The 24,940-nt window shown below is 66.4% G+C and carries 27 protein-coding genes and 1 tRNA gene; 16 read left to right on the forward strand and 12 right to left on the reverse strand.

The window, feature by feature from the left end; genetic code table 11:
* The first annotated feature begins 30 nt into the window (after positions 1 to 30).
* From JN531_RS09185 to JN531_RS09205, 5 genes are all read left to right on the forward strand, one after another.
* A tRNA-Thr gene (locus JN531_RS09185) sits at positions 31 to 105 on the forward strand.
* Positions 106 to 111: 6 nt separating this feature from the next.
* Positions 112 to 2,013 (forward strand): ATP-binding cassette domain-containing protein, encoded by a 1,902-nt coding sequence (locus tag JN531_RS09190; RefSeq protein WP_228348572.1) that lies wholly within the window; start codon positions 112 to 114, stop codon positions 2,011 to 2,013.
* 59 nt (positions 2,014 to 2,072) lie between these two features.
* Entirely contained in the window at positions 2,073 to 3,269 is a 1,197-nt protein-coding gene (locus JN531_RS09195; protein WP_228348573.1) for a Bcr/CflA family multidrug efflux MFS transporter, read from the forward strand.
* Between the two features lie 454 nt (positions 3,270 to 3,723).
* Positions 3,724 to 4,329 carry an outer membrane beta-barrel protein gene (locus JN531_RS09200; RefSeq protein WP_228348574.1) on the forward strand — a complete coding sequence of 202 codons (606 nt, stop codon included), beginning with the start codon at positions 3,724 to 3,726 and terminating at the stop codon, positions 4,327 to 4,329.
* A 151-nt stretch (positions 4,330 to 4,480) separates the two neighbouring features.
* Complete coding sequence (locus JN531_RS09205) at positions 4,481 to 5,080, forward strand: arylesterase (protein ID WP_228348575.1); 600 nt, start codon at positions 4,481 to 4,483, stop codon at positions 5,078 to 5,080.
* A 90-nt stretch (positions 5,081 to 5,170) separates the two neighbouring features.
* On the opposite strand, the gene JN531_RS09210 is transcribed toward JN531_RS09205, so the two are convergent.
* The 9 genes from JN531_RS09210 to JN531_RS09250 all read right to left on the reverse strand — a co-directional run bounded on the left by JN531_RS09210 (position 5,171) and on the right by JN531_RS09250 (position 12,120).
* Positions 5,171 to 5,806, reverse strand: a complete 636-nt coding sequence (locus tag JN531_RS09210) for a peroxiredoxin (RefSeq protein WP_228348576.1) — start codon at positions 5,804 to 5,806, stop codon at positions 5,171 to 5,173.
* Positions 5,807 to 5,898: 92 nt separating this feature from the next.
* Complete coding sequence (gene ptsP, locus JN531_RS09215) at positions 5,899 to 7,629, reverse strand: phosphoenolpyruvate--protein phosphotransferase (RefSeq protein WP_228348577.1); 1,731 nt, start codon at positions 7,627 to 7,629, stop codon at positions 5,899 to 5,901.
* 9 nt (positions 7,630 to 7,638) lie between these two features.
* A complete protein-coding gene (locus tag JN531_RS09220) occupies positions 7,639 to 7,905 on the reverse strand; it encodes an HPr family phosphocarrier protein (RefSeq protein ID WP_228348578.1) in 267 nt (88 codons plus the stop codon).
* A 10-nt stretch (positions 7,906 to 7,915) separates the two neighbouring features.
* Complete coding sequence (locus tag JN531_RS09225; RefSeq protein ID WP_228348579.1) at positions 7,916 to 8,311, reverse strand: PTS sugar transporter subunit IIA; 396 nt, start codon at positions 8,309 to 8,311, stop codon at positions 7,916 to 7,918.
* Between the two features lie 30 nt (positions 8,312 to 8,341).
* Positions 8,342 to 9,211 carry an RNase adapter RapZ gene (gene rapZ / locus JN531_RS09230; protein ID WP_228348580.1) on the reverse strand — a complete coding sequence of 290 codons (870 nt, stop codon included), beginning with the start codon at positions 9,209 to 9,211 and terminating at the stop codon, positions 8,342 to 8,344.
* On the reverse strand, positions 9,208 to 9,777 hold the full coding sequence (locus tag JN531_RS09235; protein WP_228348581.1) for a hypothetical protein: 570 nt from the start codon (positions 9,775 to 9,777) through the stop codon (positions 9,208 to 9,210). Before JN531_RS09235 ends, rapZ begins: the two co-directional genes overlap by 4 nt.
* A complete protein-coding gene (locus tag JN531_RS09240; protein WP_228348582.1) occupies positions 9,752 to 10,213 on the reverse strand; it encodes a PTS sugar transporter subunit IIA in 462 nt (153 codons plus the stop codon). Before JN531_RS09240 ends, JN531_RS09235 begins: the two co-directional genes overlap by 26 nt.
* A 64-nt stretch (positions 10,214 to 10,277) precedes the next feature.
* Complete coding sequence (gene hpf / locus JN531_RS09245; protein WP_228348583.1) at positions 10,278 to 10,601, reverse strand: ribosome hibernation-promoting factor, HPF/YfiA family; 324 nt, start codon at positions 10,599 to 10,601, stop codon at positions 10,278 to 10,280.
* A gap of 61 nt (positions 10,602 to 10,662) precedes the next feature.
* Positions 10,663 to 12,120, reverse strand: coding sequence for an RNA polymerase factor sigma-54 (locus JN531_RS09250; RefSeq protein ID WP_228348584.1), 1,458 nt, complete (start codon positions 12,118 to 12,120; stop codon positions 10,663 to 10,665).
* 163 nt (positions 12,121 to 12,283) lie between these two features.
* On the opposite strand from JN531_RS09250, the gene JN531_RS09255 reads away from it, so the two are divergent.
* From JN531_RS09255 to JN531_RS09290, 8 genes are all read left to right on the forward strand, one after another.
* Positions 12,284 to 13,258, forward strand: a complete 975-nt coding sequence (locus JN531_RS09255) for an NADPH:quinone oxidoreductase family protein (protein WP_228348585.1) — start codon at positions 12,284 to 12,286, stop codon at positions 13,256 to 13,258.
* Between the two features lie 29 nt (positions 13,259 to 13,287).
* The gene (locus JN531_RS09260; protein WP_228348586.1) at positions 13,288 to 13,716 is read left to right on the forward strand and encodes a low molecular weight protein-tyrosine-phosphatase; all 429 of its coding nucleotides are present in this window, start codon (positions 13,288 to 13,290) and stop codon (positions 13,714 to 13,716) included.
* A 72-nt stretch (positions 13,717 to 13,788) separates the two neighbouring features.
* Positions 13,789 to 15,141, forward strand: a complete 1,353-nt coding sequence (miaB, locus tag JN531_RS09265) for a tRNA (N6-isopentenyl adenosine(37)-C2)-methylthiotransferase MiaB (RefSeq protein WP_228348587.1) — start codon at positions 13,789 to 13,791, stop codon at positions 15,139 to 15,141.
* Positions 15,138 to 16,136: a PhoH family protein gene (locus tag JN531_RS09270; RefSeq protein ID WP_228348588.1), complete on the forward strand. Its 999-nt coding sequence runs from the start codon at positions 15,138 to 15,140 to the stop codon at positions 16,134 to 16,136. Before miaB ends, JN531_RS09270 begins: the two co-directional genes overlap by 4 nt.
* Positions 16,126 to 16,569 (forward strand): rRNA maturation RNase YbeY, encoded by a 444-nt coding sequence (gene ybeY / locus JN531_RS09275; RefSeq protein WP_228348589.1) that lies wholly within the window; start codon positions 16,126 to 16,128, stop codon positions 16,567 to 16,569. The genes JN531_RS09270 and ybeY overlap by 11 nt, the downstream gene beginning before the upstream one ends.
* Before the next feature lie 69 nt (positions 16,570 to 16,638).
* The gene (locus JN531_RS09280) at positions 16,639 to 17,514 is read left to right on the forward strand and encodes a CorC family transporter (RefSeq protein ID WP_228348590.1); all 876 of its coding nucleotides are present in this window, start codon (positions 16,639 to 16,641) and stop codon (positions 17,512 to 17,514) included.
* A gap of 4 nt (positions 17,515 to 17,518) precedes the next feature.
* The gene (locus tag JN531_RS09285; RefSeq protein WP_228348591.1) at positions 17,519 to 18,697 is read left to right on the forward strand and encodes an Lnb N-terminal periplasmic domain-containing protein; all 1,179 of its coding nucleotides are present in this window, start codon (positions 17,519 to 17,521) and stop codon (positions 18,695 to 18,697) included.
* A gap of 1 nt (position 18,698) precedes the next feature.
* A complete protein-coding gene (locus JN531_RS09290; RefSeq protein ID WP_228348592.1) occupies positions 18,699 to 19,433 on the forward strand; it encodes a DUF2461 domain-containing protein in 735 nt (244 codons plus the stop codon).
* A 9-nt stretch (positions 19,434 to 19,442) separates the two neighbouring features.
* Here JN531_RS09290 and rsmI read toward each other — a convergent pair whose 3' ends face one another.
* Positions 19,443 to 20,309, reverse strand: a complete 867-nt coding sequence (gene rsmI, locus JN531_RS09295) for a 16S rRNA (cytidine(1402)-2'-O)-methyltransferase (RefSeq protein WP_228348593.1) — start codon at positions 20,307 to 20,309, stop codon at positions 19,443 to 19,445.
* 35 nt (positions 20,310 to 20,344) lie between these two features.
* On the opposite strand from rsmI, the gene JN531_RS09300 reads away from it, so the two are divergent.
* Genes JN531_RS09300 through JN531_RS09310 form a run of 3 tightly spaced genes read left to right on the forward strand, consistent with a single transcriptional unit; the run spans position 20,345 to position 23,918 of the window.
* The gene (locus tag JN531_RS09300; RefSeq protein WP_228348594.1) at positions 20,345 to 22,162 is read left to right on the forward strand and encodes a penicillin-binding protein activator; all 1,818 of its coding nucleotides are present in this window, start codon (positions 20,345 to 20,347) and stop codon (positions 22,160 to 22,162) included.
* A complete protein-coding gene (locus JN531_RS09305; RefSeq protein ID WP_228348595.1) occupies positions 22,135 to 22,521 on the forward strand; it encodes a YraN family protein in 387 nt (128 codons plus the stop codon). Before JN531_RS09300 ends, JN531_RS09305 begins: the two co-directional genes overlap by 28 nt.
* Positions 22,521 to 23,918 (forward strand): FAD-binding oxidoreductase, encoded by a 1,398-nt coding sequence (locus JN531_RS09310; protein WP_228348596.1) that lies wholly within the window; start codon positions 22,521 to 22,523, stop codon positions 23,916 to 23,918. The genes JN531_RS09305 and JN531_RS09310 overlap by 1 nt, the downstream gene beginning before the upstream one ends.
* Here JN531_RS09310 and JN531_RS09315 read toward each other — a convergent pair.
* Positions 23,911 to 24,330, reverse strand: a complete 420-nt coding sequence (locus tag JN531_RS09315; protein WP_228348597.1) for a ClpXP protease specificity-enhancing factor — start codon at positions 24,328 to 24,330, stop codon at positions 23,911 to 23,913. The genes JN531_RS09310 and JN531_RS09315 overlap by 8 nt on opposite strands.
* Positions 24,327 to 24,932, reverse strand: coding sequence for a glutathione S-transferase family protein (locus JN531_RS09320; RefSeq protein WP_228348598.1), 606 nt, complete (start codon positions 24,930 to 24,932; stop codon positions 24,327 to 24,329). Before JN531_RS09320 ends, JN531_RS09315 begins: the two co-directional genes overlap by 4 nt.
* Positions 24,933 to 24,940: the final 8 nt, after the last annotated feature.

Raw genomic sequence — 24,940 nt, forward strand, 5'->3', positions numbered from 1 at the left:
GCCTACACTGGCGCCCCCAACGGGCCCCTTGCCGGGTTAGCACAGTGGTAGTGCAGCGGTTTTGTAAACCGAAGGTCGGGGGTTCAAATCCCTCACCCGGCACCATATTTCATGCTTCTCGCCTTCCGTGACGTCTCCCTGCGCCTCGGCAGCACCGTGCTGCTGGATGCCGCCAACTTCACCATCGAGGCGGGCGAGCGGGTCTGTCTGATCGGCCGTAACGGCGCTGGTAAATCCACGCTGATGCGGGTCGCCAGCGGTGAAGTGAAGCCCGAAGAGGGCGAGGTGGTGCGCACCACCGGGGTGAAGATCGCACGTCTGCAGCAGGACGTGCCGCGCGCCGCCGACATCACCGTCTACGATCTGGTGGCGCAGGGCCTGGGGGATCTCGGCGCGGTGGTGGCCGAATATCACCACCTGGCAATGGACCCCGACCCCGACCTCAAGCGCATGGGCACCTTGCAGGCGCGTATCGACGCCGACAACGGCTGGCTGTTGGAAGAACGCATCGGCGCCATCGTCGAGCGGCTGGAGCTGCCGGGCGATGCCAATTTCGGCAGCCTGTCGGGGGGCATGAAGCGCCGGGTGCTGCTGGGCCAGGCGCTGGTCGGCGAACCCGATCTGCTGCTGCTGGACGAACCCACCAACCATCTGGACATCCCCAGCATTCAGTGGCTGGAAGGCTTTCTCAAGGAATTCCCCGGCGCCATCCTGTTCGTCACCCATGACCGCGCCTTCCTCCGTGCGCTGGCGACCCGCATTCTGGAACTGGATCGTGGTGCCCTCACCAGTTGGCCGGGCGACTACGACAACTTCCTGCGGCGCCGTGAAGAGCGGATGCATGCCGAGGCGCAGGAGCGGGCGCTGTTCGACAAGAAGATGGCGCAGGAGGAAGTCTGGATCCGCAAGGGCGTACAGGCCCGACGCACGCGCGACATGGGCCGGGTCAAACGGCTCATCGAGATGCGCCAGCAGTTCGCCCAGCGCCGTAACCAGGCCGGCACCGCCAACATGGTGGTGCAGGAAGCCGAGCGCAGCGGCAAGCTGGTGGCCGAGCTGACCGGGGTCGACTACGCCTGGGGCGAGCGCAGCATCGTTCGCGGCCTGAGCACGACGCTGCTGCGTGGCGACAAGCTCGGCATCATCGGCGCCAACGGCGCCGGCAAGACCACCCTGATCCACCTGCTGCTGGGCAAGCTGCAGCCAACGGCGGGGCAGGTGAAGCTGGGCACCAAGCTGGAGATCGCCTACTTCGACCAGTTGCGGGCGCAGCTCGACCCCGATTCCACCGTGCTCGACAACATCGGCGACGGCAAGGACCAGGTGGAGATCAACGGCAAGGCCAAGCACGTCATCAGCTACCTGCAGGACTTCCTGTTCACCCCCGACCGGGCACGTTCGCCGGTACGGGCGTTGTCGGGCGGCGAACGCAACCGCCTGCTGCTGGCGCGCCTGTTCTCGCGCCCCGCCAACCTGCTGGTGCTGGACGAACCCACCAACGACCTCGATGTCGAGACGCTGGAGCTGCTGGAAGAGCTGGTCAGCGACTTCGCCGGCACCGTGATCGTGGTCAGCCACGACCGCGCCTTTCTCGACCGCGTGGTGACACGCAGCCTGGTGTTTGAAGGCCATGGGCGGGTCGCCGAGGTGGTGGGCGGCTACGAAGACTGGTTGCGGGAGCGGGGTGCCGAAGCAGTGGCGCGCCTGACACCCGCGGCACCGACGGCCACCGCCGCACCCAGGCCGGCACCGGCCGCCAAGACCCCCGTCGTGTCGACACCGCCGTCACGGGCGGCCCTGAGCAGTGACGACAAGCGCGAACTCGACCGACTGCCGCGCCGCATCGAGAAGCTGGAGGCCGAGCAGACTGCCTTCGGGGAGGCCATGAGCAAGCCCGAGTTCTTCAGCCAGCCAGCGGAGAAGATCGCCGAGGCACAACGGCGCCTCAGTGCGGTCGAGGCCGAACTGGCGGCGGCCTACGCCCGTTGGGAGGCGCTGGAAGCACGGCGCTAGCCGCGGATTCGGTGCCCGTCGGGGCGGGTCCTCTCGGGGCGCATCCGGCACAATGGCGCATGGATGCCATTGAGCGCCGTCGGATTCTGCTGCTGGGGGCGATCATCGCGATCGCGCCGCTGTCGATTGATCTTTATCTGCCGGCCCTGCCGACCATCCAGTCGCATCTCGGGGCGACCGAGGCCGAGGCCCAGCTGACGCTGTCGGCCTACTTTCTTGGGCTGGCCCTCGGGCAGTTGTTCTACGGGCCCATCTCCGATCGCATCGGCCGTCGCAAGCCGCTGTTCTTCGGCCTCGCCCTGTATGCCGGTTCGGCGCTGGGCTGTGCGCTCGCCACCGATATCGACAGTCTCATCGTGCTGCGTCTGCTGCAGGCACTGGGGGGCTGCTCGGGCATGGTGATCGTGCGGGCGGTGGTGCGCGACCTCTACACGCCCCAGGACATGGCGCGGGTGTTATCGCTGCTGCTGTTGGTGATGGGAGTGGCGCCGATCCTGGCGCCGGTGTTCGGCAGCTGGATCTTCGTCGCCTTTGGTTGGCAGGCGGTGTTCATCATCCTGGTGCTGTATGCCGTCGGTTGCCTGGTGGCGAGCGCCCGGCTGTTGCCGGAAACCCTGGCAAGCCCCGGCGAAACCCTGCGTTTTGGACGCGTGCTGAGCGGCTACCTGCGGCTGCTGCGGCATCGCCGTTTCATGGGTTACGCGCTGTCGGGCGGCATCGCCCAGTCCGGCATGTTTGCCTACATTGCGGTGTCGTCGTTCGTCTTCATTGACGTCTACGGCCTGTCCCCGACCGAGTACGGCCTGCTGTTCGGCGTCAATGCCTTCGGCCTGATCCTGGGGTCGCAACTCAACAATCGGGCTCTGCGCCGGTTCCGCAGCGAGCAGGTGCTGAAGGCAGCCCTCACCGCCTTCGCCGTGTTCGGCGTGGTGCTTGCGGTCGTCATCTGGACCGGCCTGGGCGGCCTGTCGCTGGCGCTGGTGCCGCTGTGGTGCTGCATCACCAGCCTCGGCTTCACCTTCCCCAATTCCACCGCCGCCGCCATGGCCCCCTTCGGCGACCGCGCCGGCATGGCCGCCGCCCTCATTGGCACCCTGCAATACGGCCTCGCCGCGCTCGCCAGCAGCGTCGTCGCCCACCTCCATGACGGCACCGCCAAACCGATGGCGCTGACCATCGCCGCCTGCGGTGTGCTGTCGGTGGTGGTGTTGCGGGTGTTGACGGGGAAGACGGTGGTGGCCCTGAAGGCCGAGTGACCGGTGCGCTGTCGGATTGACGACCAAGCGTTGTCAGCCGATCGCGGCAGCGCAGGTAAATCGAACCAGATTTCATGCTCAGGATGCGTATTCCGCGCGCTGATAGGTCTCACCTGAAGTGCCGTGGGCCGATCCATCGACGGGCTGCCTTGTGTCGGCAGGCAATCTCCACGGTTTTCATGCTGCCGGTCCGACGTCGACGGCCCCTGTTTGGTGTGCTGGGTGTGAAATTCTTCTTGTCGAAAACGCGATATGAGGCATTCGTCAGGAATGCGTAAATAAAAGAGCAAGTGAGATGATTCATCGGGTTGCGACATCTCTCTTGATGGGCGATATAGGCGTCAGGGCGACAGCGAGTCGCGGCGGAAATGAAAGGGATATTCAGAGCGACTCGATGGGTTCCGTAGTCGATACGCAGCGCCTTTGGGGCGTGTAAACAGGGAGTGTCGAAACAATGAAGATGTCAGGTCTTTTGGTTGCAGGTGTCGCGCTCGGCTGCATTCCGGGATATGCCGCTGGCAGTGGGAATGCCGTGGATCTGTTCTATATCCCGAGTGCTGATTTCGAGGTATCCGATTCCATCGACTCGGTCAGCGTGGATGGCGACGGCTTTGGCGCGCAGGGCAGGTTCATGGTCGCTGATCAGCTGTTCGTGGGTGCCGAGTACCAGCAAGTGGAGATGGATGATGTGCCCATCGAGATCTCCCAGCTCCGGTTTCGGGTAATTGGTGCACTTCCCTTGTCGGCCGGTGTCAACCTGACCCTAGAAGGCGGCTATATCGACGCCGATATCGATATCGGCGTCTTTTCACTATCGGGTGATGGTCCGATGGGCCACGTTGGGGTCGAGTTTCGCCCCTCGGAAACGCTCACCCTGTTTGGCAAGGCGGGGATCGTCAAAGTCGACGACGTGGACGGCCCCGAGTTTCACCTCGGCGTGCGGGCGCAGGTGTCCGAGGTGATTGGTCTTCTCGCAGACTACCGGATGACTAGCTTGGAGGAGTCGGGGGAGGAACTGGAGTTGGACGATCTTCGTGTCGGCGTGAGTTTTCTCTTCTAGCGGAGTCGTCCGTGGCTCAGGCGGGGTTGTGTGGGGCGCGACGAGGTGGCCACGCGCCCGGCTTCCGGTTTGTCGCATACTGAAGCCATGACGCGAGATGATATTCCGGGCTGGATGAATGCCGAGCGCTAAGGCATGGGGTACTGGCCTGATGATCATCGGCCTGCTCTGGCTGACCGCCTGCAGTCGCGATACCCCCGACGTCCCCGCACTGCCGCCGCTCGATACCGATGCCGTTATCCTCGCCTTTGGCGACAGCCTGACCTACGGCACCGGTGCGCCAGCCGAAGCGGCGTATCCCGCGCGGCTGGAAGCACTGATCGGCCGCGAGGTGATCAATGCAGGCGTGCCGGGCGAGACATCGGCACAGGGCCGCGCACGCTTGCCGGGGGTCCTCGATGACACGCAGCCGGACCTGGTGATTCTCTGCCTTGGCGGCAACGATCTTCTACGGCGTCTGGATCGTACGGCACTGGCCGACAACCTGGCGGTGATGGTCGACGAGATCCGAGGCCGCGGCATTCCGGTGGTGTTGCTGGCGGTGCCGGAAATCAGCGGTATTGCGCTGCGCGCTGAGCCACTCTACGCCCGGCTGGCCGTATCGCGCGGTCTGCCACTGCAGGGCGAGGTGCTGGTCGAGGTGTTGGGAAATGGCCGCCTGAAGTCGGATAGCGTGCACCCGAACGAACGTGGGTACGCGCGGATCGCCGAGGCACTGGCTGACCTGTTGGAGGCCGGTGGCGCGGTCTAGTCTGCTGTCGCCGTGGCTGGTGTCGTCATTGCAATCCCCAAGCCCAACGGGCAGCCCGCGGGCTGCCCGTTTTCATCCTGTCGGTGGCGATCAGGCATTGGGGTCGGGCACCAACCGTAGATAGGGCTTGAGCTCTTTCCAGCCCTTCGGAAACAGCGTCTTGGCGTCATCATTGCTGACTGCCGGGACGATGATGACGTCCTCCCCTTTGCGCCAGTTCACCGGGGTTGCCACCTTGTAGCCGTCGGTGAGCTGCAGCGAGTCGATGACCCGCAGAATCTCGTCGAAGTTGCGGCCGGTGCTGGCGGGGTAGGTGAGGGTCAGCCGAATCTTCTTCTTCGGATCGATCACGAACACGCTGCGCACCGTCAGGGTGTCATTGGCGTTGGGGTGGATCATGTCGTAGAGATTTGACACGGTGCGGTCGGCGTCGGCGATCAGCGGGAAATTGAGGGCTGCCCCCTGGGTCTCCTCGATGTCGCGGCTCCAGCCGTGGTGGTCTTCCAGTTTGTCGACCGACAGTCCGATGGCCTTGACGTTGCGCTTGTCGAACTCGCCTTTCAACTTCGCGGTGTACCCCAGTTCGGTGGTGCAGACCGGGGTGTAGTTCTTGGGGTGGGAGAACAGCACCACCCAGTGATCGCCCGCCCAGTCATGGAAGCGGATGCGGCCTTCGGTGGTGTCGGCTTCAAAGTCGGGGGCGATATCGCCCAGTCGCACGCTCATGGTCTGCTCCTGATGGAAGGGAGACCATTATTGTCCCTGTTGCGGGCGGGACAAGGCGTAACCAAAGAAGATCGGGTTCTGTGCGCCCGATGTCAGGCGTCAAGCCCTGCGATGAGCTCCTGCATTTCCTGGATATCGGTGCTCACCATCAAGCGCCGCACGCGCCGGCGCAGATCGTTCACCGGGGCGTCGCGGATGATCCGTTTGATCTCCAGCACGTTGGCGGGGTGCATCGAGAATTCGGTCAGCCCCAGGCCCAGCAGCAGACGGGTGTACTTGGGATCGCCGGCCATCTCGCCGCACATTGCCACCGGGATGCCGGCCTGCACGCCGGCGTCGATGGTCATCTGGATCAGCCGCAGCACCGCAGGGTGCAGGGGGTCGTAGAGGTAGTTCACCTCGTCGTCGACCCGGTCGATGGCCAGGGTGTACTGGATGAGGTCGTTGGTGCCGATGGAGAAGAACCGCGCCTGCCGGGCGAGGATGGGCGCAGCGATGGCGGCGGCCGGCACCTCGATCATGGCGCCCACCGGGACATCCTGGGCCAGCGTGTGGCCCTCGCGCAGCAGGCCGTCGCGAACGTCGTCGATCAAGGCCAGCGCCTGGCGGAACTCCTGCAGGCTGGAGATCATCGGCAGCATGATCTGCATGTGGCCGTGGCGCGAGGCGCGCAGCAGCGCGCGGACCTGGGTGCGGAACAGCTCCGGTTCCTTCAGGCACAGGCGGATGGCGCGCAGCCCCAGCGCGGGGTTGTTGGGGGTCGGCCCCTGGCTGCGGCCGGAGTCGACCTGCTTGTCGGCACCGAGGTCGAGGGTGCGGATGGTGATCGGCCCCTTCACCACCGAAACGATGCTGGCGTAGGCGTCGTACTGCTCTTCTTCGGTGGGTAGCGACTTGCGATTCATGTACAGGAATTCTGTCCGGTACAAGCCCACCCCTTCGGCACCATTGGCGGTGGCTTCGGCGGCATCGGCCGCCATCTCGATGTTGGCCAGCAAATGGCAGCGGACACCATCGTGGGAGATCGCCGGTTCGCCCTTGAGCTTGACCAGGCCGGCGCGGTAGGCAGCCTGCGCTGCCTGTTTCGCCCGGTAGGCGGCGATGGTGTCCGGGTCGGGATCGGCGATCAGATGCCCGAGCTCGCCGTCGACGATGGCCCATTCGCTGTCGCGCAGCAGTTTGCGGGCGTCGCGCAGGCCGACGATAGCCGGGATGCCGAGCGAGCGCGCGAGGATGGCGGTGTGCGACAACGGCCCGCCGTATTCGGTGACGAAGGCGGCGACGTTCTGTTGCGCCAGCAGGATGATGTCGGCCGGGGTGATGTCGTCAGCGACGATGATGCCGGTCTCCGGGCCATCGCCCTTCACCGGCAGCTGACGCTCGCTCTTCAGCAGGATGCGCAGGATGCGGCCGCAGACATGCTCGACGTCGTCCTTGCGGGTGCGCAGATAGGCGTCGTCCATCTGCTCGAATACAGCGGTGAGGGCATCGCGCGAGCGGCGCAGGGCGGCCTCGGCATTGAGCTTCTGGTCGCGGATCAGCTGCACCGTTGCCTCGGTGATGGAGCGATCGTCCATCATCAGCAGGTGGGTGTCGATGAAGGCGCCGACATCGCCCGGCGTGCCGACCGGGATCTGGCTGCGGACCTGTCGCAGCTGTTCGCGGGCCCGTTGCACCGCGCTGTAGAAGCGGGCGATCTCGGGCTCGACGCGGTCGTCTTCCAGCGTGTACTCGGGCGCTTCCAGGTCGCCGCCGTGCAGCTTCTGGATGCGCGCGATGGCGAAGCCGCGCGAGACCCCGATACCGGATAGCCAGAGGCTCACGGTGGCGCCTCAGTTCTCTTCGCCGAAGCGGTCGGCGATCAGCGCCGCCAGCTCCGAAAGGGCGGTTTCGGCGTCCGCACCCTCGGCGATCAGGGTGATCTGGCTGCCCTTGGCAGCGGCCAGCATCATCACCCCCATGATCGACTTGCCGCTGACCTGGCGGGCATCCTTGCGCACCTGGATATCGGCCTCGAACTTGCTCGCCAGGGTCACCAGTTTGGCGGCCGCGCGTGCGTGCAGGCCGAGGCGGTTCACGATGTCGACAGTGCGTTCCATGTTGTTGTCCTTATGGCGGTCGCGGGCATTGCAGAATGCCCCGCTGTCCGCCTTCCACCGCGCACTGGGTGAGGGCCGGCAGCGATTTCTGCGGATAGTTGAAGATGCGCACCAGCATTGGCAGGTTGACGCCGGCGACCACCGGCAGGTCGGTCAGGGCGCCGAGTTTGTTGGCGATATTGCTGGGGGTGGAGCCGAACGCATCGGTGAGCAGCAGCACGCCGTCACCGCTGTCGAGACGCTCGACCATTTTCTGCCCCTGAGACAGCAGCACCTCGTGCGATTGCACGCGCCGAACTTCCAGCACATCGGCGGACAGCGGCAGCTCGCCGATCATCTCGCGCATGGTTTCCAGCAGCAGATGGCCGATCTTGCCGTGGGTGACGAGCAGCAGGCCGACGCTCATGGGATGTCACCCCGTGAAGGGAGGCAGCATTCAAGCATGGTGCCGCTCCAGTTCGCGGTGGCGCAGGGTAAGGGGCTCGGGCCCGGTTCGCAGGCGGGTGGCCAGTTGCTCGGCAAGGTAGACACTCCGATGCTTGCCGCCGGTGCAGCCGATGGCGACCGTGAGATACGCGCGGTCCTGGCTGCGGAAAGCCGGCAACCAGCGCTGCAACAGCCCGGTGAGATCATCGAGCATGGCCGGCACCAGCGGTTGTTGCGACAGCCATTCGGCGACGGGTGCATCGCGACCGGTCAGCGGTCGTAGCGTCGGTTGCCAGTGCGGATTGGGCAGGCAGCGGACGTCGAACACGAAATCGGCATCCGGCGGCGTGCCATTCTTGAAGCCGAACGACAGCAGGGTCAGCGACAGCTTGTCGCGGCCGCCGCCGGGCACCTCGGCCTGGATCCGCTCGCGCAGGACATGCAGGTTGAGGTCGGAGGTGTCGATCACCGCATCGGCAGCATCGGCAATCGGCTTGAGCAGGACGCGTTCGCGCTCGATGGCTTCCTTCAGCGGGCGCTGTGGCGTCGACAGGGGGTGCCGCCGGCGGGTTTCGCTGTAGCGGGCCAGCAATACCGCGTCGTCGGCGGTGAGAAACAGGACGCGGTAGTCCACGCCCTGCTCACGCAGGCGCTCGAGGTGGCGGGTGAACTGCTCGATCTCTTCGGGCAACTCGCGGGCGTCGATGCCCAGCGCCAGCGAGGCGTAGCGCGGCGGGTCCTGACGCAGCGCATCCAGTACCAGGGTGTCGAGCAGGGTCAGGGGCAGGTTGTCGATGCAGGTATAGCCGAGGTCCTCGTACTGCTTGAGGGCGACGGTCTTGCCGGCTCCGGACAGGCCGCTGACGATCACGAGTTTCATGGGCGGGCGTTGCGTATGGCGCGCAGTTGGCGGGCGGTGAAGTCGCGGTCGGCACGATAGCCGGCTTCGCGTAGCCGGTGGTCGCGACAGGCCGCTTCCACCAGTACCGCCAGATTATGCCCGAGGCGGATCGGGATCGAGACCGTGGGGATGTTCAGGCCGCCGAGCAGGCGTTCGCTGCGCTGGCCGCTGATGCGCTCCATCCCGGTGGTCAGCGGCTCGCCCGGAGCATCGAGCTGGATCAGCAGCGACAGCCGCGCCCGCGGCCGCACGGCGCGGCGCCCGTAGAGCTTGCGAACATTGAGGATGCCGAGACTGCGGGCTTCCAGAAATCCCGATAGCACCGCCGGACAGTGACCGATGATGAAGTCGCCGGCACGCGCGAATTCGGTGGCGTCGTCGGCGATCAGTACATGCCCGCGGGCCAGCAGCTCCAATGCCAGCTCCGACTTTCCGACGCCGCTGACGCCGGTCAGCAGGACGCCGGTGCCGAACACCTGCATGAACACGCCATGCAGGGTGAAGGCTGCAGTCGGGGCGTCAGTTGGCCGGCTGATAGCGGGCAATCAGGGTGTACAGCGCGGCATCGTCCTCGGCCGCGCGCAGCTTCTTGCAGAAGGCCTCGTCGGAGAACATCTCGGCGATCGCGGCGAGGTGCTTGAGGTGCTCTTCATTGGCGTTCTGCGGCACCATCAAGCCAAATACCAGATCAACCGGATTGGCGTCATGGGCGTCGTAGTCGAGGGGGTGCTTGAGGCGCATGAAGGCCCCCACACTGGACTCGACACCGGCCATGCGACCGTGCGGGATGGCCACGCCATGGCCCAGTCCGGTGCTGCCGAGTTTCTCGCGGCCGGCCAGGCTGGCGAGGATGTCGGTGCTGGCAACCGAGGGCTCTCCCTTGGCCAGCAGCTTGGACAGCTCTTCCAGAGCTTTCTTCTTGCTGGTGAAGGTCAGGCCCGATACCACCCGATCGGCCCCCAGAATCTCGCTGATGGTCATAGCAATACGTTCTCGTTGTCACAAAAAAGGCCCGGCCGCGAAGCCGGGCCCTGGAGGCCGAAGTTTACTGCAAGGCCATCCGCTTATGCGCTTCGGCGTGGTGGTGGTCGCGAACCTTTTCCTTGTGTCGGCGGGTCTGGCGGTCGAGCTTGTCCATCAGCATGTCGATGGCGGCGTACATGTTGGGCTCAGTGGCTTCGGCGTGCAGGTCGGCACCCGAGGCATGAACGGTGGCTTCGGCTTTCTGTCGTTCTTTCTCGACCGTCAACACGATCTCGGCACTGATCAAGTGATCAAAATGTCGTTCGACCCGCTTGAGTTTGTCCTGCACGTAGGTCCGCAGTGCGGGGGTGAGGTCGACATGGTGCCCAGAGATGTTGAGGTTCATCTGAAACTCCTACGAGAAGTGCCGGGGGTCCCCGGCGTGGAAAAAAGCGCGGGTCAACCGCTCATGACCACACGCTCCTGCGCTCGTGCGACGGCGCGATGCCAAGCCCTTCGCGGTACTTGGCCACCGTGCGACGGGCAACCTGGATACCCTCGCCGAGCAGGTGCTCGGCGAGGGCGGAATCGGACAGGGGTTTTTCGGCAGGTTCCGCGGCAATCAGGCGCTTGATCATGGCCTGGATGGCGGTGGCCGATGCCGTGCCACCCTCGGTGGTGGTGACATGGCTGGAAAAGAAATACTTCAGCTCGAACAGCCCGCGCGGCGTGTGCAGATACTTGTGGGCGGTGGCTCTCGACACGGTGGACTCGTGAATCCCCAATTGTTCGGATACATCCCGGAGGACCAGCGGACGCATGGCCTCGTCCCCATATTCCAGGAAAGCGCGCTGCGCTTCAACAATGCACTGGGAGACCCGCAACAGGGTCTCGTTGCGGCTTTCAAGGGCGTTGATGAAGTAGCGGGCTTCCTGCAGGTGCCCCTTGAGCATGAGTTGGTCCCGTGAACTGTCGGCGCGCTTGATGAAGCGCTGGTACTCACTGTTGACCCGCAATTTGGGCGTATGTTCCGGGTTCAGGAAGACCCGCCAGCGCCCTTTCTCGCGGGCCACGAAGACATCCGGCGCGATGTAATCGGACTCGTGTGCGGCAAAAGGGCGCCCGGGATGGGGCTGCAGCGTACGGATCAGGGTCAGGGCCTGGTCGGTCTCGGCCACCGGCAGCCCGGTCTGACGGGCGACGGCGACCGGGTCGCGGCGGGCGACGAGCGGTAGGTGGTGGTCGACCAGCGTCAGGGCCGCCTGGATGCCCGGGGTGCGGGCCGGCATCAGCCACAGCTGCAACAGCAGACATTCCCGTAGGTCGCGGGCGGCGACGCCGGCGGGGTCGAAGTCCTGCACGGTGCGCAAAACCGCCTCGACATGCGCCGCCGAGACGCCGTAGCGGTCGGTCAGCAGTGCCAGCAGCTCCTCCCAGTCGCGCAGGTAACCGTCGCTGTCGACGGCATCAATGAGGTGCAGCCCGATGTCGCCATCGCGGTCGTCGAGGTCGGCCAGTTGCAGTTGTTCCAGCAGATGGTCGTAGAGCGAGCTTTCGCCCTTGATATTGGCATCGAGGAAGGCCTGCAGGTCATCGTCCGGCGTACCGCTGGTGGGGGCGGGATCCATGTCGCAGACATCGGACCACTCGGCATCGACCGGCAGATCTTCCGGCAGGGTCTCGGCATCACCGCGCACCTCGGTGGCCGCCGCCGCTTCCGCGGCCTCGTCCTCGTTGTCGGCAGCGGGGATCTCGACATCAAGCGGGTCGGACTCGGTAGCCTCCAGCATGACGTTGGATTCCAGTACCTGCTGAATCTCCTGCTGGAGATCGAGGCTGGACAGCTGCAACAGGCGGATCGCCTGCTGCAGCGCGGGCGTCATGGTCAGCGACTGCCCCATGCGCAGGCCGAGCGAGGCCCGCATGTTCATGGCTGGCGAAGGAGAAAGGTCATGGGGGGATTGTAGGTCCCGACGGCACAGAAATTGCAAGCAATTTCGTCATGAAGGGCGGCCGTTGGTCGGCTGACTTGGCGCCGTTGGTCTCATCGGCTAGCTTCAGGGCCTTTCTGATCCGAGTGTACCGTTCATGCGCGCCATCGTCTGTACCGAACTGGGCGGCCCCGACCGCCTGCAGCTCCAGACCCTGCCGGCGCGCAAGCCCGGTGCCACCGAGGTCCTGTTGCGGGTGGCCGCCGCCGGGGTCAACTTCCCCGATACGCTGATCATCCAGGGCAAGTACCAGCTGCGTGCCGAGCCACCGTTCATTCCCGGCGCCGAAGTCGCGGGCGAGGTGCTGGAGGTCGGCGCCAAAGTGCGTCACCTGAAGCCGGGCGATCGGGTGGCCGCATTGGTGTCGGTTGGCGGTTATGCCAGCGAGGCCATCGCTGCCGCCGATGCCTGCCTGCCGATCCCGGCCGACATGCCGATGGACGAGGCGGCCGGTTTCGCGCTCGCCTACGGCACCGTGATCCATGCCCTGGTGCAGTGTGGGCGTTTGCACCATGACGACACCCTGCTGGTGCTGGGGGCGGCCGGCGGGGTCGGCCTGGCGGCGGTACAGCTGGGCAAGCTGATGGGCGCGCGGGTGATCGCTGCCGCCTCCACTGATGACAAACTGGCGCTGGCCAAGGCCCACGGTGCCGATGAAACCGTGAACTACAGCCAGGTGTCGCTGAAGGAGGCGGTCAAGGGGCTGACCAAGGGACAGGGCGCCAATGTCATCTTTGACCCGGTCGGCGGCCCGCTGGCGCAGGATTGCCTGTCGGCCGCGGCTTGGGGGGGGCGCTATCTGGTGGTGGGCTTTGCTGAAGGCACCATTCCCCAGTTGCCGGCCAATCGCCTGCTGCTCAAAGAGGTGGCCGCAGTCGGCGTGCATTGGGGCGCGTTCGTGGTGCGCGAGCCGGCACGCAACCTCGAGAATTTCCGCCAGCTGTTCGCCTGGTACGAGGAAGGGCGGTTCAAGCCGGTGATCTCCGCGCGGTATCCACTGGAGCAGGCGGCTCGCGCCCTGCAGGACATGGAAGCCCGTAGCGTCACCGGCAAGGTGGTGCTGATACCGTAGCGGTTTCATCGATCCACCGTCTCAATCGCATGTTCAATCGTATCGCCGTGCTTTGCACCGGCAACATCTGTCGCAGTCCCATCGCCGAAGGGCTGCTGCGCACCGCATTGCCGGGGCGCACGGTATTTTCAGCGGGGACAGCGGCGGTCATCGGCGCGCCAGCTGATCCACATTCGGTCGCCGTCATGCGGGCCAACGGCCTGGATATTGCGGCCCATCGGGCACAGCAGGCGACCCAGCCGATGCTGCAGGGGGCCGACTTGATCCTGGTGCTCGATCAGGGCCATGCCGACTGGGTGACCCGCCGCTACCCCCAGTTGCGCGGGCGTGTGCACAAGGTTTGCAAGTGGCGCGACAATGCCGACGTCGACGACCCGTACCGTCACCCCCGTGAAGCCTTCGCTCGCGCTTACGTCGAAATCGAGCAGGGTGTGCAGGACTGGCTGCAGCGGCTCTAGCCGTCGCGGCGGTCTGCGAGGCTTGACCGCCGAATCGCTATACTGATCGGCCCTTTTTGCGCTGCCCCCTGGATGTCCAAGAAGCTCTACCTCATCACCTACGGGTGCCAGATGAATGAGTACGACTCGACCAAGATGGCCGACGTGCTCGGGAAATCCCATGGCTACACCCGGACTCAGGACCCTGACGAGGCTGACCTGTTGCTGCTCAACACCTGCTCTGTGCGCGAAAAGGCGCAGGAAAAGGTGTTCTCCGAGCTCGGCCGCTGGAAGGACTGGAAGGCGGCCGTGCCGGGACGGGTGATCGGCGTCGGCGGCTGTGTCGCCAGCCAGGAAGGGCAGGCCATCGCCAGCCGCGCGCCGATGGTCGACATCGTGTTCGGCCCGCAGACCCTGCACCGGCTGCCGGCGCTGCTCGACAGCACCCGCGCCAGCCGCAAGCCCGCCATCGACGTCAGCTTTCCCGAGATCGAGAAGTTTGACCGCCTGCCGGCGCCGCGCGCCGAGGGCGTCACCGCCTTTGTCAGCATCATGGAAGGCTGTTCCAAGTACTGCACCTTCTGTGTGGTGCCCTACACCCGCGGCACCGAGGTGAGCCGGCCGCTGGATGACGTGCTCACCGAATGCGCCCAACTGGTGGACCAGGGCGTGCGTGAGATCACCCTGCTGGGGCAGAACGTCAACGCCTATCGCGGGCCGATGGGGCAGACCGGCGAGGTCTGCGACCTGGCCCTGCTGATCAACTATCTGGCGCGCTTCCCCGGCCTGCAGCGGATTCGGTACACCACCAGCCATCCGGCCGAGCTCGGCGATGCGCTGATCGATGCCTTTGCCGACGAACCAAAGCTGGCCAGCTACCTGCACCTACCCGTGCAGAGTGGGTCAGACCGAATCCTCGGCATGATGAAGCGGGGCTACAGCCGCGCTGAATATCTGGCGAAGATTCGTCGCATACGCGCGGCGCGTCCGGACATCTCGCTGTCGTCGGATTTCATCATCGGCTTCCCGTCAGAACGTGACGAGGACTTTGTGCAGACCATGGACCTGATCGCCGAAGCCGGGTTCGACGGTGCCTTCAGCTTCAACTACAGCCCGCGTCCGGGCACGCCGGCGGACAACCTGCGCGACAGCGTGCCGCTGGACGTCAAACAGCAACGGCTGAAAATCCTGCAGGACCGGATTCGTGGGCTCGATACCGATTTCAAACAGGCGTTGGTCGGCAGCGTGCAGTCGGTGCTGGTGGAGAAGCCGGCACGCAAGGGCCAGGGGCAGATGGCCGGCCGGACCTCGACCAACCGCTGGATCAACTTCGAGGCGCCAGCGCATCTGATCGGGCAGTTCGTTGATGTCGAGGTAACCGAGGCGTTGCCCAACTCCCTGCGGGGACGCTGGCGGCCGGCGACCGGCACCGCTGCCGCCGCATGAGCGCGCCCACCCGCCCGGCACAGGCCCGCATCGATCTGGTGTTGCGGCCCGATGACAGTGAGCGGCTGGTCAATCTGGCCGGCCCCTTCGACGCCCACTTGCGACAGATCGAGCTGCGGCTGGGCATCGAGATCCGCAATCGCGGCAACCACTTCCAGCTGGTCGGCAGCCGCGGCGATGCCCAGCGAGGCGAGGCGGTACTGACGGCGCTGTTCAACCTCGCGGACGATCAACCGATCACCACCGAGCAGGTTCACCTGGCGTTGGCCGAACACACCGAAGACCATGCCGAGCCGCTGTCGGTGCAGGAGGTGTCGCCGCAGGGCGAGATCATCATCCGCACCCGGCGCGGCGTGGTGCGCGGGCGCAGCGTTCAGCAGAAGGCCTACCTCAGCGCCATCAATACCCACGACCTGAACTTCGGGGTGGGTCCGGCCGGCACCGGCAAGACCTATCTCGCGGTGGCCAGTGCCGTCAACGCGCTGGAGCGCGACCGCGTGCGCCGGATCGTGCTGGTGCGGCCCGCGGTTGAAGCCGGCGAGAAGCTGGGCTTCCTGCCCGGCGACATGGCCGACAAGATCAACCCGTATCTACGGCCGCTGTATGACGCGCTGTACGAGATGATGGGCTTCGAGAAAGTGGCGCGGCTGACGGAGAAGAACGTGATCGAGGTGGCGCCGCTGGCCTTCATGCGCGGCCGCACGCTCAACGAGAGCTACGTGATTCTCGACGAGGCGCAGAACACCACCATCGAGCAGATGAAGATGTTCCTCACCCGCCTGGGCTTCGGCAGTGTCGCCGTGGTCACCGGCGATGTCACTCAGATCGACCTGCCGCGCCACGAGAAGAGTGGCCTCAAGCACGCCCTGCAGGTGCTGGCCGGCGTGCCCGGCATCAGCCTCACCAGCTTCCGAAAGGAAGACGTGGTGCGGCACCCGCTGGTGCAGGCGGTGGTGGAGGCCTACGAGAAGTTCGAGGCCGCGCATGAAGGCTGAGCCCCCGCCGCTGGACATCGTGGTCCAGCGGTGCGTGCCGGCGGCCGGGATTCCGGCGGCCAACAGCCTGCGTCGCTTCGCCCGCGCGGCGCTGGCCGACCGTGGCGGCGAGCTGACCCTGAGACTGGTGGACGCCGTGGAATCGCAGGCGCTCAATCACCGCTTTCGCGGCAAGGACCGGCCGACCAACGTACTGTCGTTCCCCTACGACGGGCCGGGCTTGCTCGGTGACCTGGTGCTGTGCGCCGAGGTGGTGGCCGAAGAGGCGCGTCAGCAGGGCAAACGGCCCCAACATCATTGGGCCCATCTGGTGGTCCATGGCTGTCTGCATCTGCAGGGCCTGGATCATGAGGCCGCCGCCGAGGCCGACGCCATGGAGGCGCGCGAAATCGCGATACTGCGCGAACTCGGTATCGATAACCCCTATGCTTGATCCGTGATGCGCCCCCGGGGCGTCCACGGTTGTACGACCCCCTCACCCTTGAGGGCCCCACCCTGAACCATGAACGACGACGAACCTAGTAGCCGACCCGACACCAAAACCGAAGACACGCCGATCAGCCGCTGGTGGCGGCGTGTCACGCAATCCTTCGCCGTCGCGCCGCAGACCCGGGAAGAGCTGATGGCGGTCCTCGAGGAGGCCCGCGATTCCGAACTGATGGATGCCGACGCCCTGATCATGTTCCAGGGTGTGCTGGAGACCGCGGAGACACAGGTTCGGGACATCATGGTGCCGCGTGCACAGATGGTGGTGGTCGAATCGGATGGCAGCCTCGACGAGATTCTGCGGATGGTGGTGGAGTCAGGGCACTCGCGGTTTCCGGTGATCGGCGACTCGCGCGATGAAATCATCGGCATCCTGCTGGCCAAGGACCTGCTGAAGATCACCTCGACCGTGGCGGGCTTCGAGCCGGGGACCTTCGACCTCCGCTCGCAACTGCGCCCCGCGGTGTTCGTGCCGGAGTCCAAGCGGGTCAACATCCTGCTCAAGGATTTCAAGCGTGGGCGCAACCACATGGCGGTGGTGGTGGACGAGTACGGCGGCGTCAGCGGCCTGGTCACCATCGAGGACGTGCTCGAGCAGATCGTCGGCGAGATCGACGACGAGTACGACGAGGCCGAGTCCGCCACCATCCTGCGGCAGGATGAACGCCGCTACCTGGTGAACGGGCTGACTCCGATCGAAACCTTCAACGAGTACTTCACCACCGACTTTCCCGATGATGAATTCGACACCATCGGCGGTCTGGTGGTGCATCACTTCGGTCACATGCCGAGGCGCGGCGAAAGCGTGCGCATCGGCCGGTTCAACTTCAACGTGCAGCGCTCCGACAGCCGGCGGCTGCATTTGCTGCAGGTCACCCTGTCACTGGTGTAGGGCGATGATCCGGCCGTTGGTTCTCGCCCTGCTGGCCACGCTGCTGTGGACGGGAACGACGGCCGCGGCGCCAACCGTCAGCTTGCTGACCTTCCAGCCTGGCGAGATCTACTGGCAGCGCTACGGTCACAACGCCTTGCTGGTGCGCGATCCGCTGCGGTCCACGGCGCTGGTCTACAACTACGGACTGTTCGACTTCGCCCAGAAAAATTTTCTGCTCAACTTTGCCCGCGGGCGCATGCAATACCGGGTGGCACCGGAGCCGCTGTCGTACACCTTGGACGCCTATCGAGCCGAAGGCCGATGGGTGTACGAACAACAGTTGGCACTGCAGCCGGATCAGGCCACGGCGCTGGCCGACTTTCTGGCCTGGAATGTGCAGCCGGTGCATGCCGATTATCGCTACGACTACTTCGCGGCCAACTGCAGCACCAAGGTGCGCGATGCCCTCGACAGTGCGCTGGGCGGGGGCCTGCGCGCAGCCCTCGAAGGGGCGCCGAGTGGCACCAGCTACCGAGCTGAAGCCAATCGCATGATGGCGCCCGATCCCCTGATGATGCTGGGGACCGACCTGCTGATGGGCCCCGCGACCGATCGGCCGATCGACCGTTGGCAGCAGAGCTTTCTGCCCGAGGTGCTGATGACGGCGGTGCGTGAGCTGCAGGTGGACGACGGCATCGGCGGCACACGGCCATTGGTGGCACGCGGCGATCTGCTGGTGGCGGGCCGACTGCCGTCGGCTGATTCGCCGTCGACCGATCGGCGCGGCCCGCTGACGCTGCTGGGTCTGACGCTGGCCGCTGTCCTGTTGCTGACGGCCGCATGGCGACCGTGGTTGGCTGCCGCCATTGGGGGCGGCTTGGCGGTGATCGCCGGCGCGGTCGGAGTCATCCTGCTGCTGGCCTGGACGGTGACCGATCATTGGGCGATGGCGGCCAACCACAACCTGCTGCTGTTTTCGCCGTTGGCGCTGCTGATGGTGCCGGCCTGGTGTCGTCCGCGACACCCGGTGAGGCGACGGACGCTCGGCATTGCGGTACTGATCGCCTTGGGCGCGGTGCTGGCGTTGCCACTGGCGCTGTGGCCGGGGATGGCGCAACACAACCTGCAGTGGGTAGGCTTGTGGCTTCCCATCCATCTTGCGGGGCTGTGGGTACTCAGTCGCCGTAGCGAGCCGCGCTGACATGGCCAAGAACACGCCGTACTTCACACCTGCCACCCTGCGGTTTCTGAAGCAGCTGGCCGCCCACAACAACAAGGACTGGTTCAACGCCCACCGCGACGACTATGAAGCGGCCGTGCGTGAACCCTGTCTGCGGTTCATTACCGATCTGGCGGCGCCGTTGGCCACGCTCAGCCCGGAGATGGTGGCCAGCCCGAAGAAAGTCGGGGGCTCGCTGTTCCGGATTCACCGCGACACCCGGTTCAGCAGCGACAAGACCCCCTACAAGACCCACGCCGGCATGAGCTTCTTCCATGCCGCAACCAAGGCCACCGCGCGCGCTGACGCCGGCGGCAATGCGGCACCCGGGCGCCTGGATGCGCCGGTTTTCTACTTTCATCTGACGCCGGGCGACAGTTTTCTCGGCGGCGGCATCTGGCACCCACAGTCGGAAACCCTGCGGCGCATTCGCGCCTATCTGGTCAACAACCCGGCCAGCTGGCAGCAGGCGACCCGCAGTACCGGCTTCCGCCGCCACTTCACCCTGGGTGGCGACAGCCTGGTGCGGCCGCCGCAGGGCTTTGATCCTGAACATCCCTTGATCGAGGACCTCAAGCGCAAGGATTTTGTCGCCAGTGCCGCTGTCAGCGACGATGACCTGCTGCGGCCGGACCTGCCACGGTGGGTGATCACGCGCTACCGCGAGGTGTCGCCCATGCTCGACTGGCTCTGCGGCGCACTCGATCTGCCGTACTGACGCACGCCCTCAGCGGTCGTCACCGCCGCCTGCCATCAGCGCCATCTCGTACAACCGCTTGCGCGGCAGGCCGGTGAGCTCGGCCGCCACGCGTGCCGCCCGAGACGCCGGTAATTCCGCCAGCAGCACCTTCAACACCGCGGCGGCTTCCACTTCATCGCTGGCGGCAACCGGGGCCCCGCCGATGACCAGTACGAACTCGCCGCGCTGGCGGTTGGCGTCGGCCTGCAGCCAGCCGGCCAGGTCGCCAGCAGGGCAGGACACACTCTGTTCAAAGCGCTTGGTCAGCTCACGGGCGAGCATCACCGGGCGGTCCGGGCCGAGTACCGCGGCGAGATCAGCGGCGGTGTCGACGATGCGGTGGCTGGCTTCATAGGCCACCAGCGTGTGGGGCACGGCTCGCAGCGACGCCAGGGCCTGACGACGCGCGCCGCCTTTGGCGGGTAGGAAGCCGATGAACGTGAAACGGTCGGTCGGCAGGCCTGCAATCGACAGAGCCGCCACCAGCGCGCAGGGCCCGGGGACCGCCACCACCGGCAGGTCAGCGGCACGGGCGGCACGTACCAGGACGAAGCCGGGGTCGGAAATCAGTGGCGTACCGGCATCCGAAATCAGCGCCAGCGTCTCGCCGCCGGTCAGTCGCGCGATCAGCTGTTCGGTCTGCGCCCGTTCGTTGTGTTCGTGCAGGGCGCTGATCGGCTGCTGGATCCCGAGTTGCTGCAACAGCACGCCGGAGGTGCGGGTGTCCTCGGCGAGAATGCGGTCGACGCTGCCCAGCACCGCGGCCGCGCGGGGGCTGAGATCGCCGAGATGGCCGATGGGCGTGGCCACTACGTAAAGGTGACCGGGGCTGACCGCGGGGGCTTGATCTGACATCGGGCGATTGTCGCACCGTGTCATACTTTGCGGCCATGAATGTCGCTCACCGTTTCCTCCGCGTTTGGGTTCTGGGCGGGTTGCTGGCAGCCCTGCTGACGGGCTGTGCGACCGGTCCGGCGCCCCGTCAGGCGCCCTCCGCTCTGCCGTATCCCGGTGCCGCCCGCAGCGATCCGCTCGCGGGCGCAGAAGCCGCATTCGCGCGCGGCGACCTGGCAGTTGCCCGTGCGCACCTGGCGGCATTGGCCGACCACTCGGTGCCGGTGGCGCAAATGCAGCGGCTGCAGTTGTTGCGCGCACGTCTGGCGGCCGCCGAGGGGCGCGACGCCGACGTGCTCCGGCTGCTGCCGATGGCACCCGAGGGGGTGGAGATGGGCGCGGCCACCGAGGCCCTGCGGGCCGAGGCGCGGTCGCGGCTCGGCGACCCCGTCGGCGCGGTTCAGGCCTGGGTTGCACGTCTCGCGTTTCTGGATGATCCACGCGCGGTTGCCGACAACCGCATGCGGTTGTGGCAGGGGCTGTCGACGGCACCCATCGGCATTGATGATCGCCAGCGTGCGGCGGCTGCCGGATTTGTAGTGGAGGGTTGGATCGCGCTGGCCGAAGCCCTGCGTGCCGCTGATCGGGAGTCGGCCATGGCGGACTGGCGCAGCCAGTTCGGACCACATCCGGCAGCGACCTGGATGGCGCAGGGCGGTTTGCAGGCAACGCAGGCTGCCGGTGCGTCCGCATTCCTGCAATTTAACCCGCAGGGCGGCAGCCCCCGCTGGGCAGTGCTGCTGCCTCTGAGCGGACCGCTGGCCGCCAGTGGCGCGGCCATCCGCGACGGCCTGCTGTCCGCCTATCTGGGTCGCCGACTGCGGGTCCCAATCCGCTTCCATGACACCGGCGGCACCCCGGGAGGGGCGGCGCTGGCGTTCCAGGAGGCGCTGCGGGAAGGCGCGACCCTGGTGATTGGGCCACTGCGCAAGGAGAGTGTGTCAGCGCTGCTCGCCGGCGGGCGGTCACCCGTACCGTTGCTGGCGCTGAACCAGGTGGAATCAGGGCCCGGCGTGCCGGTGCCTGCCAATGTCGTTCAGTTTGCGCTGGCCCCGGAGGACGAGGCGCGGGCGGCGGCCCGCCATGCACGCCGACAGGGCCTGGGCAGCGCCGTGGTGCTGGTGCCCGAGGGCGACTGGGGTGATCGGGTCGAAGCGGCCTTCATCGATACCCTGGAAGCCGCAGGTGGCGCCGTGGTCGGCCGCGCTCGCTACACCCCCGGAACGGCCGATTTTTCGGCGCCGATCAAGCAGTTGCTGCGGGTAACGGATAGCGAGCGTCGCTACCAGGAGCTGGCAGCGGTGCTGGGGCAGCGGCCGGTATTCGATGTGCGTCGGCGAGGCGACGCCGATATGGTGTTCTTTGCCGGGCGGCCGGTCGATGGCCGCCAGATCTGGTCGCAGTTCCGCTTTCACCATGCGCAGGGTCTGGCGGCCTATTCGACCGCGCTGATTCATCAGCCAGGCGGCGGTGGCGACAGTGATCTGGTGGGCACCCGCTTCTGTGACCAGCCCTGGCTGCTTGACGATCTGCGTGATCCGCAGTTCGCCAGCGCTACCCGGGGCCTCAGCAGCCGGCAGGCGCAGCCGCGCCTGTTCGCGCTCGGCGCCGACGCCCTGACATTGGCGCAGCGGATCAGCGATGGCGCCTTCGATATGATGCCGATCGAGGGCCTCACCGGTGATCTCACCGTGAGCCACGACGGTCGGGTCGAGCGGGGCCTCGGGTGTGCACGCTTCACCCGCAGCGGCCTGGAGCGGCTGCCGCTGTCGTCGGACATGCCGGAATGGTCATCCGCGCCCCTGCCGCGCTGACGCCGGCACAACAGTCCGGTGCCGATGCCGAGCGGCAGGCCGCAGGGCTGCTGCAGGCGGACGGGTTGAAGCTGATCGCGCGCAACGTCCGCAACCGCTTCGGTGAGCTTGATCTGATTGCGCTGGAGCAGCAGACCCTGGTGGTGATCGAAGTGCGCGCGCGGACCAGTACCCGCTTCGGCGGGGCAGCGGTGACGGTTGATCACCGCAAGCAGGCCCGGATCATTCGCGCCACCCAGGCATGGCTGGCCACCCAGCCTGCCCACCGGTCACGGGCCATCCGTTTTGACGTGATGGCCATTGATGCCGGGCGTCCGCCGCAGTGGATTCGTGGCGCGTTTCTGGCCGAGGGCAGTTGATGCGCCTCGACCCCGCACTGCGGTCAGCGTTGGCCCGGGCGTTGCCGGCGGACCGCCGGTTGGAAGACCCAGCGGACTGTCTGCCCTACGGCTATGACAACTCACGCCGCTTTCACGCCCCGGACATGGTGGTCTTCCCGCTTGGTCACGATGAAGTGGTGGCTGTGGTGCAGGCCTGTCATGCGACCGGCACGCCACTGGTGGCGCGGGGTCGGGGCACCAACACCACGGGTGCCAGTGTGCCGGTGGCGGGCGGTGTGGTGATGTCGCTGGAGCGCATGAACCGGATTCTCGAATACCGGCCGGCCGACCGCCTGATGGTGGTGGAGGCCGGGTGCATCAACGCGGATGTGCAGCAGTGTGCGGCTGCCGATGGGCTGTTTTGGGCCCCCGACCCAACCAGCGCCGCGTACTCCACTGTTGGCGGTAACCTGGCCTGCGGGGCCGGTGGGCCGCGTGCGGTGAAGTACGGCACCGCGCGCGAGAGCGTGCTGGGCCTGCGTGCCGTCACCGGGGCCGGTACCGCCCTGGTGACCGGCGGCCGCACCACCAAGGGCGTGGTGGGGTACGACCTGACGCGCTTGCTGGTGGGCAGCGAGGGCACCCTGGCGGTGATCACCGAGGCGACCCTGAAGCTGCTGCCACGGCCGTCGCAACAACGCACTTTGCGTGCCTGTTATACCAACGCGGCGGCGGCGGTGGCGGCGGTGGTGCGCATCATGGGGCAGCCGGAGACGCCTGCCGCGCTCGAGTTCATGGATGGCACCGCGGTACGTCTGGCGCAGGCCTGGCAGGACACCGGCGTGCCGTCCGCGACCGGCGCGCTGCTGTTGATCGATGTCGATGGCAGCGACGATACGGTGGCGCTGGCGCAGCAGGCGGTGGCGCGCGCGGCCGACGGTGAAGGCCTGGTCGAACTGCGGGCAGCCGCCGATACCACCGAAGCGGCCGCACTCTGGGCCTGTCGCAAGGCGCTGTCGCCGTCTCTGCGGCAACTGGCGCCGAAGAAGGTCAACGAGGACGTGGCGGTGCCGGTCAGTCAGCTACCGACGCTGTTGTCGACACTGGAAGCGCTGTCGGCCGAACACGACCTGCAGATCGTCAATTTCGGCCACGCCGGCAATGGCAATATCCATGTCAATCTGCTGGCCGACCCGGAGGACCCGCGGCAGATGCAAGCGGTGAGTGCCTGCCTGGTGGCGGTGTTCCGCACGGTGCTGGCACTGGGGGGCACGCTCTCGGGTGAGCACGGTGTCGGCATCGACAAGCGCCCTTATGTCGGCTGGGAAATCGACCCGCTGACCTTGAATCTGATGCAGGACTTGCGGAGCCGCTTCGACCCTCGCGGCATTCTGAATCCGGACAAGACCCTGCCGCTAACCGCGCCGCCTACTTGACCACCCGCAAGTGATTGCGCGGCGGGCGTGGCTTGTCTTCGTCGTTCGGGGTGGCGGGCGGGGGCGTCTCGGGCGCCGGCGTCTCGCCATCGGGCGGTTCGATTTCGCCGAAGACCAGCCCCTCGCCATTCTCGCGGGCGAAGATGGCCAGGACGCTGCCCAGCGGTACCTGTACCTCGAATGCGCGGCCGCCGAAGCGCGCCGAGAACCACAGCATCTCCGGGAGAATCTCGAAGTGTTGCACCGCGGCGGGGCTGATATTGAGGGTTATCCGCCCGTCCTGTACGTACTGGGTGGGAACCACAACGCCGGGGTAGTCGACCGCGACCAGCACGTGCGGTGTGTATTGGTGCTCTGTGGCCCAGTCGTAGATGGCGCGGATCAGATAGGGGCGGCGGCTGCGGGCTTTCATATCAGGGTCGATTCTACTGCGGGGCGGGTTCGCAGGCGGCGGATGTAAGCCTGCAGGCGGTCGGCCGCCGGCGCAGGCAGGGCGTCGAGCCGGGTGCTGGGGTGGCACAACCAGACGGCCGCCGCGCAGTCGCCCAGATGGTAGTCCAGCCCCATGAGCCGGTTGCGGGGTCCGATCAGATCGGCGAGATCAAGCAGGTGCCCCAGGGTGTCCGGCCGCGAGGTCAGCAATTGCGGGAACACCGTGCCGAGCATCAGGTCGAGCAGCAGACGGACCCGTGCCCGGTGGGCGGGCTCGGGCGGCATCAGCGGCGGATGCGGAAAGCGCTCGTCGAGATAGGCGGCGATGATCCCGGCACTGACCACTGGCGTCTCGCGGTCGATCAATGCCGGCAGCCGCAGGCCGGGATTGACCGCCAGCAGATCCTCCGGCGGTCGGTGCAGGTTGACCGACTGAAAGCGTGCCTGAGGCAGGTTCTTCTCAGCCAGAATCAGCTGCAACCAGCGCGTCTCAGGCGTCCCCGGTAGCCCGTACAGCTGCATGCCGGCCCGCTGGGCGGGCTTGCGGGTTGCACTGAAACGGGTCTGGTTGGGCAGGCGCATCGGATGGT

The organism is Flagellatimonas centrodinii, from assembly GCF_016918765.2.
GTDB classification, from domain to species: domain Bacteria; phylum Pseudomonadota; class Gammaproteobacteria; order Nevskiales; family Nevskiaceae; genus Polycyclovorans; species Polycyclovorans centrodinii.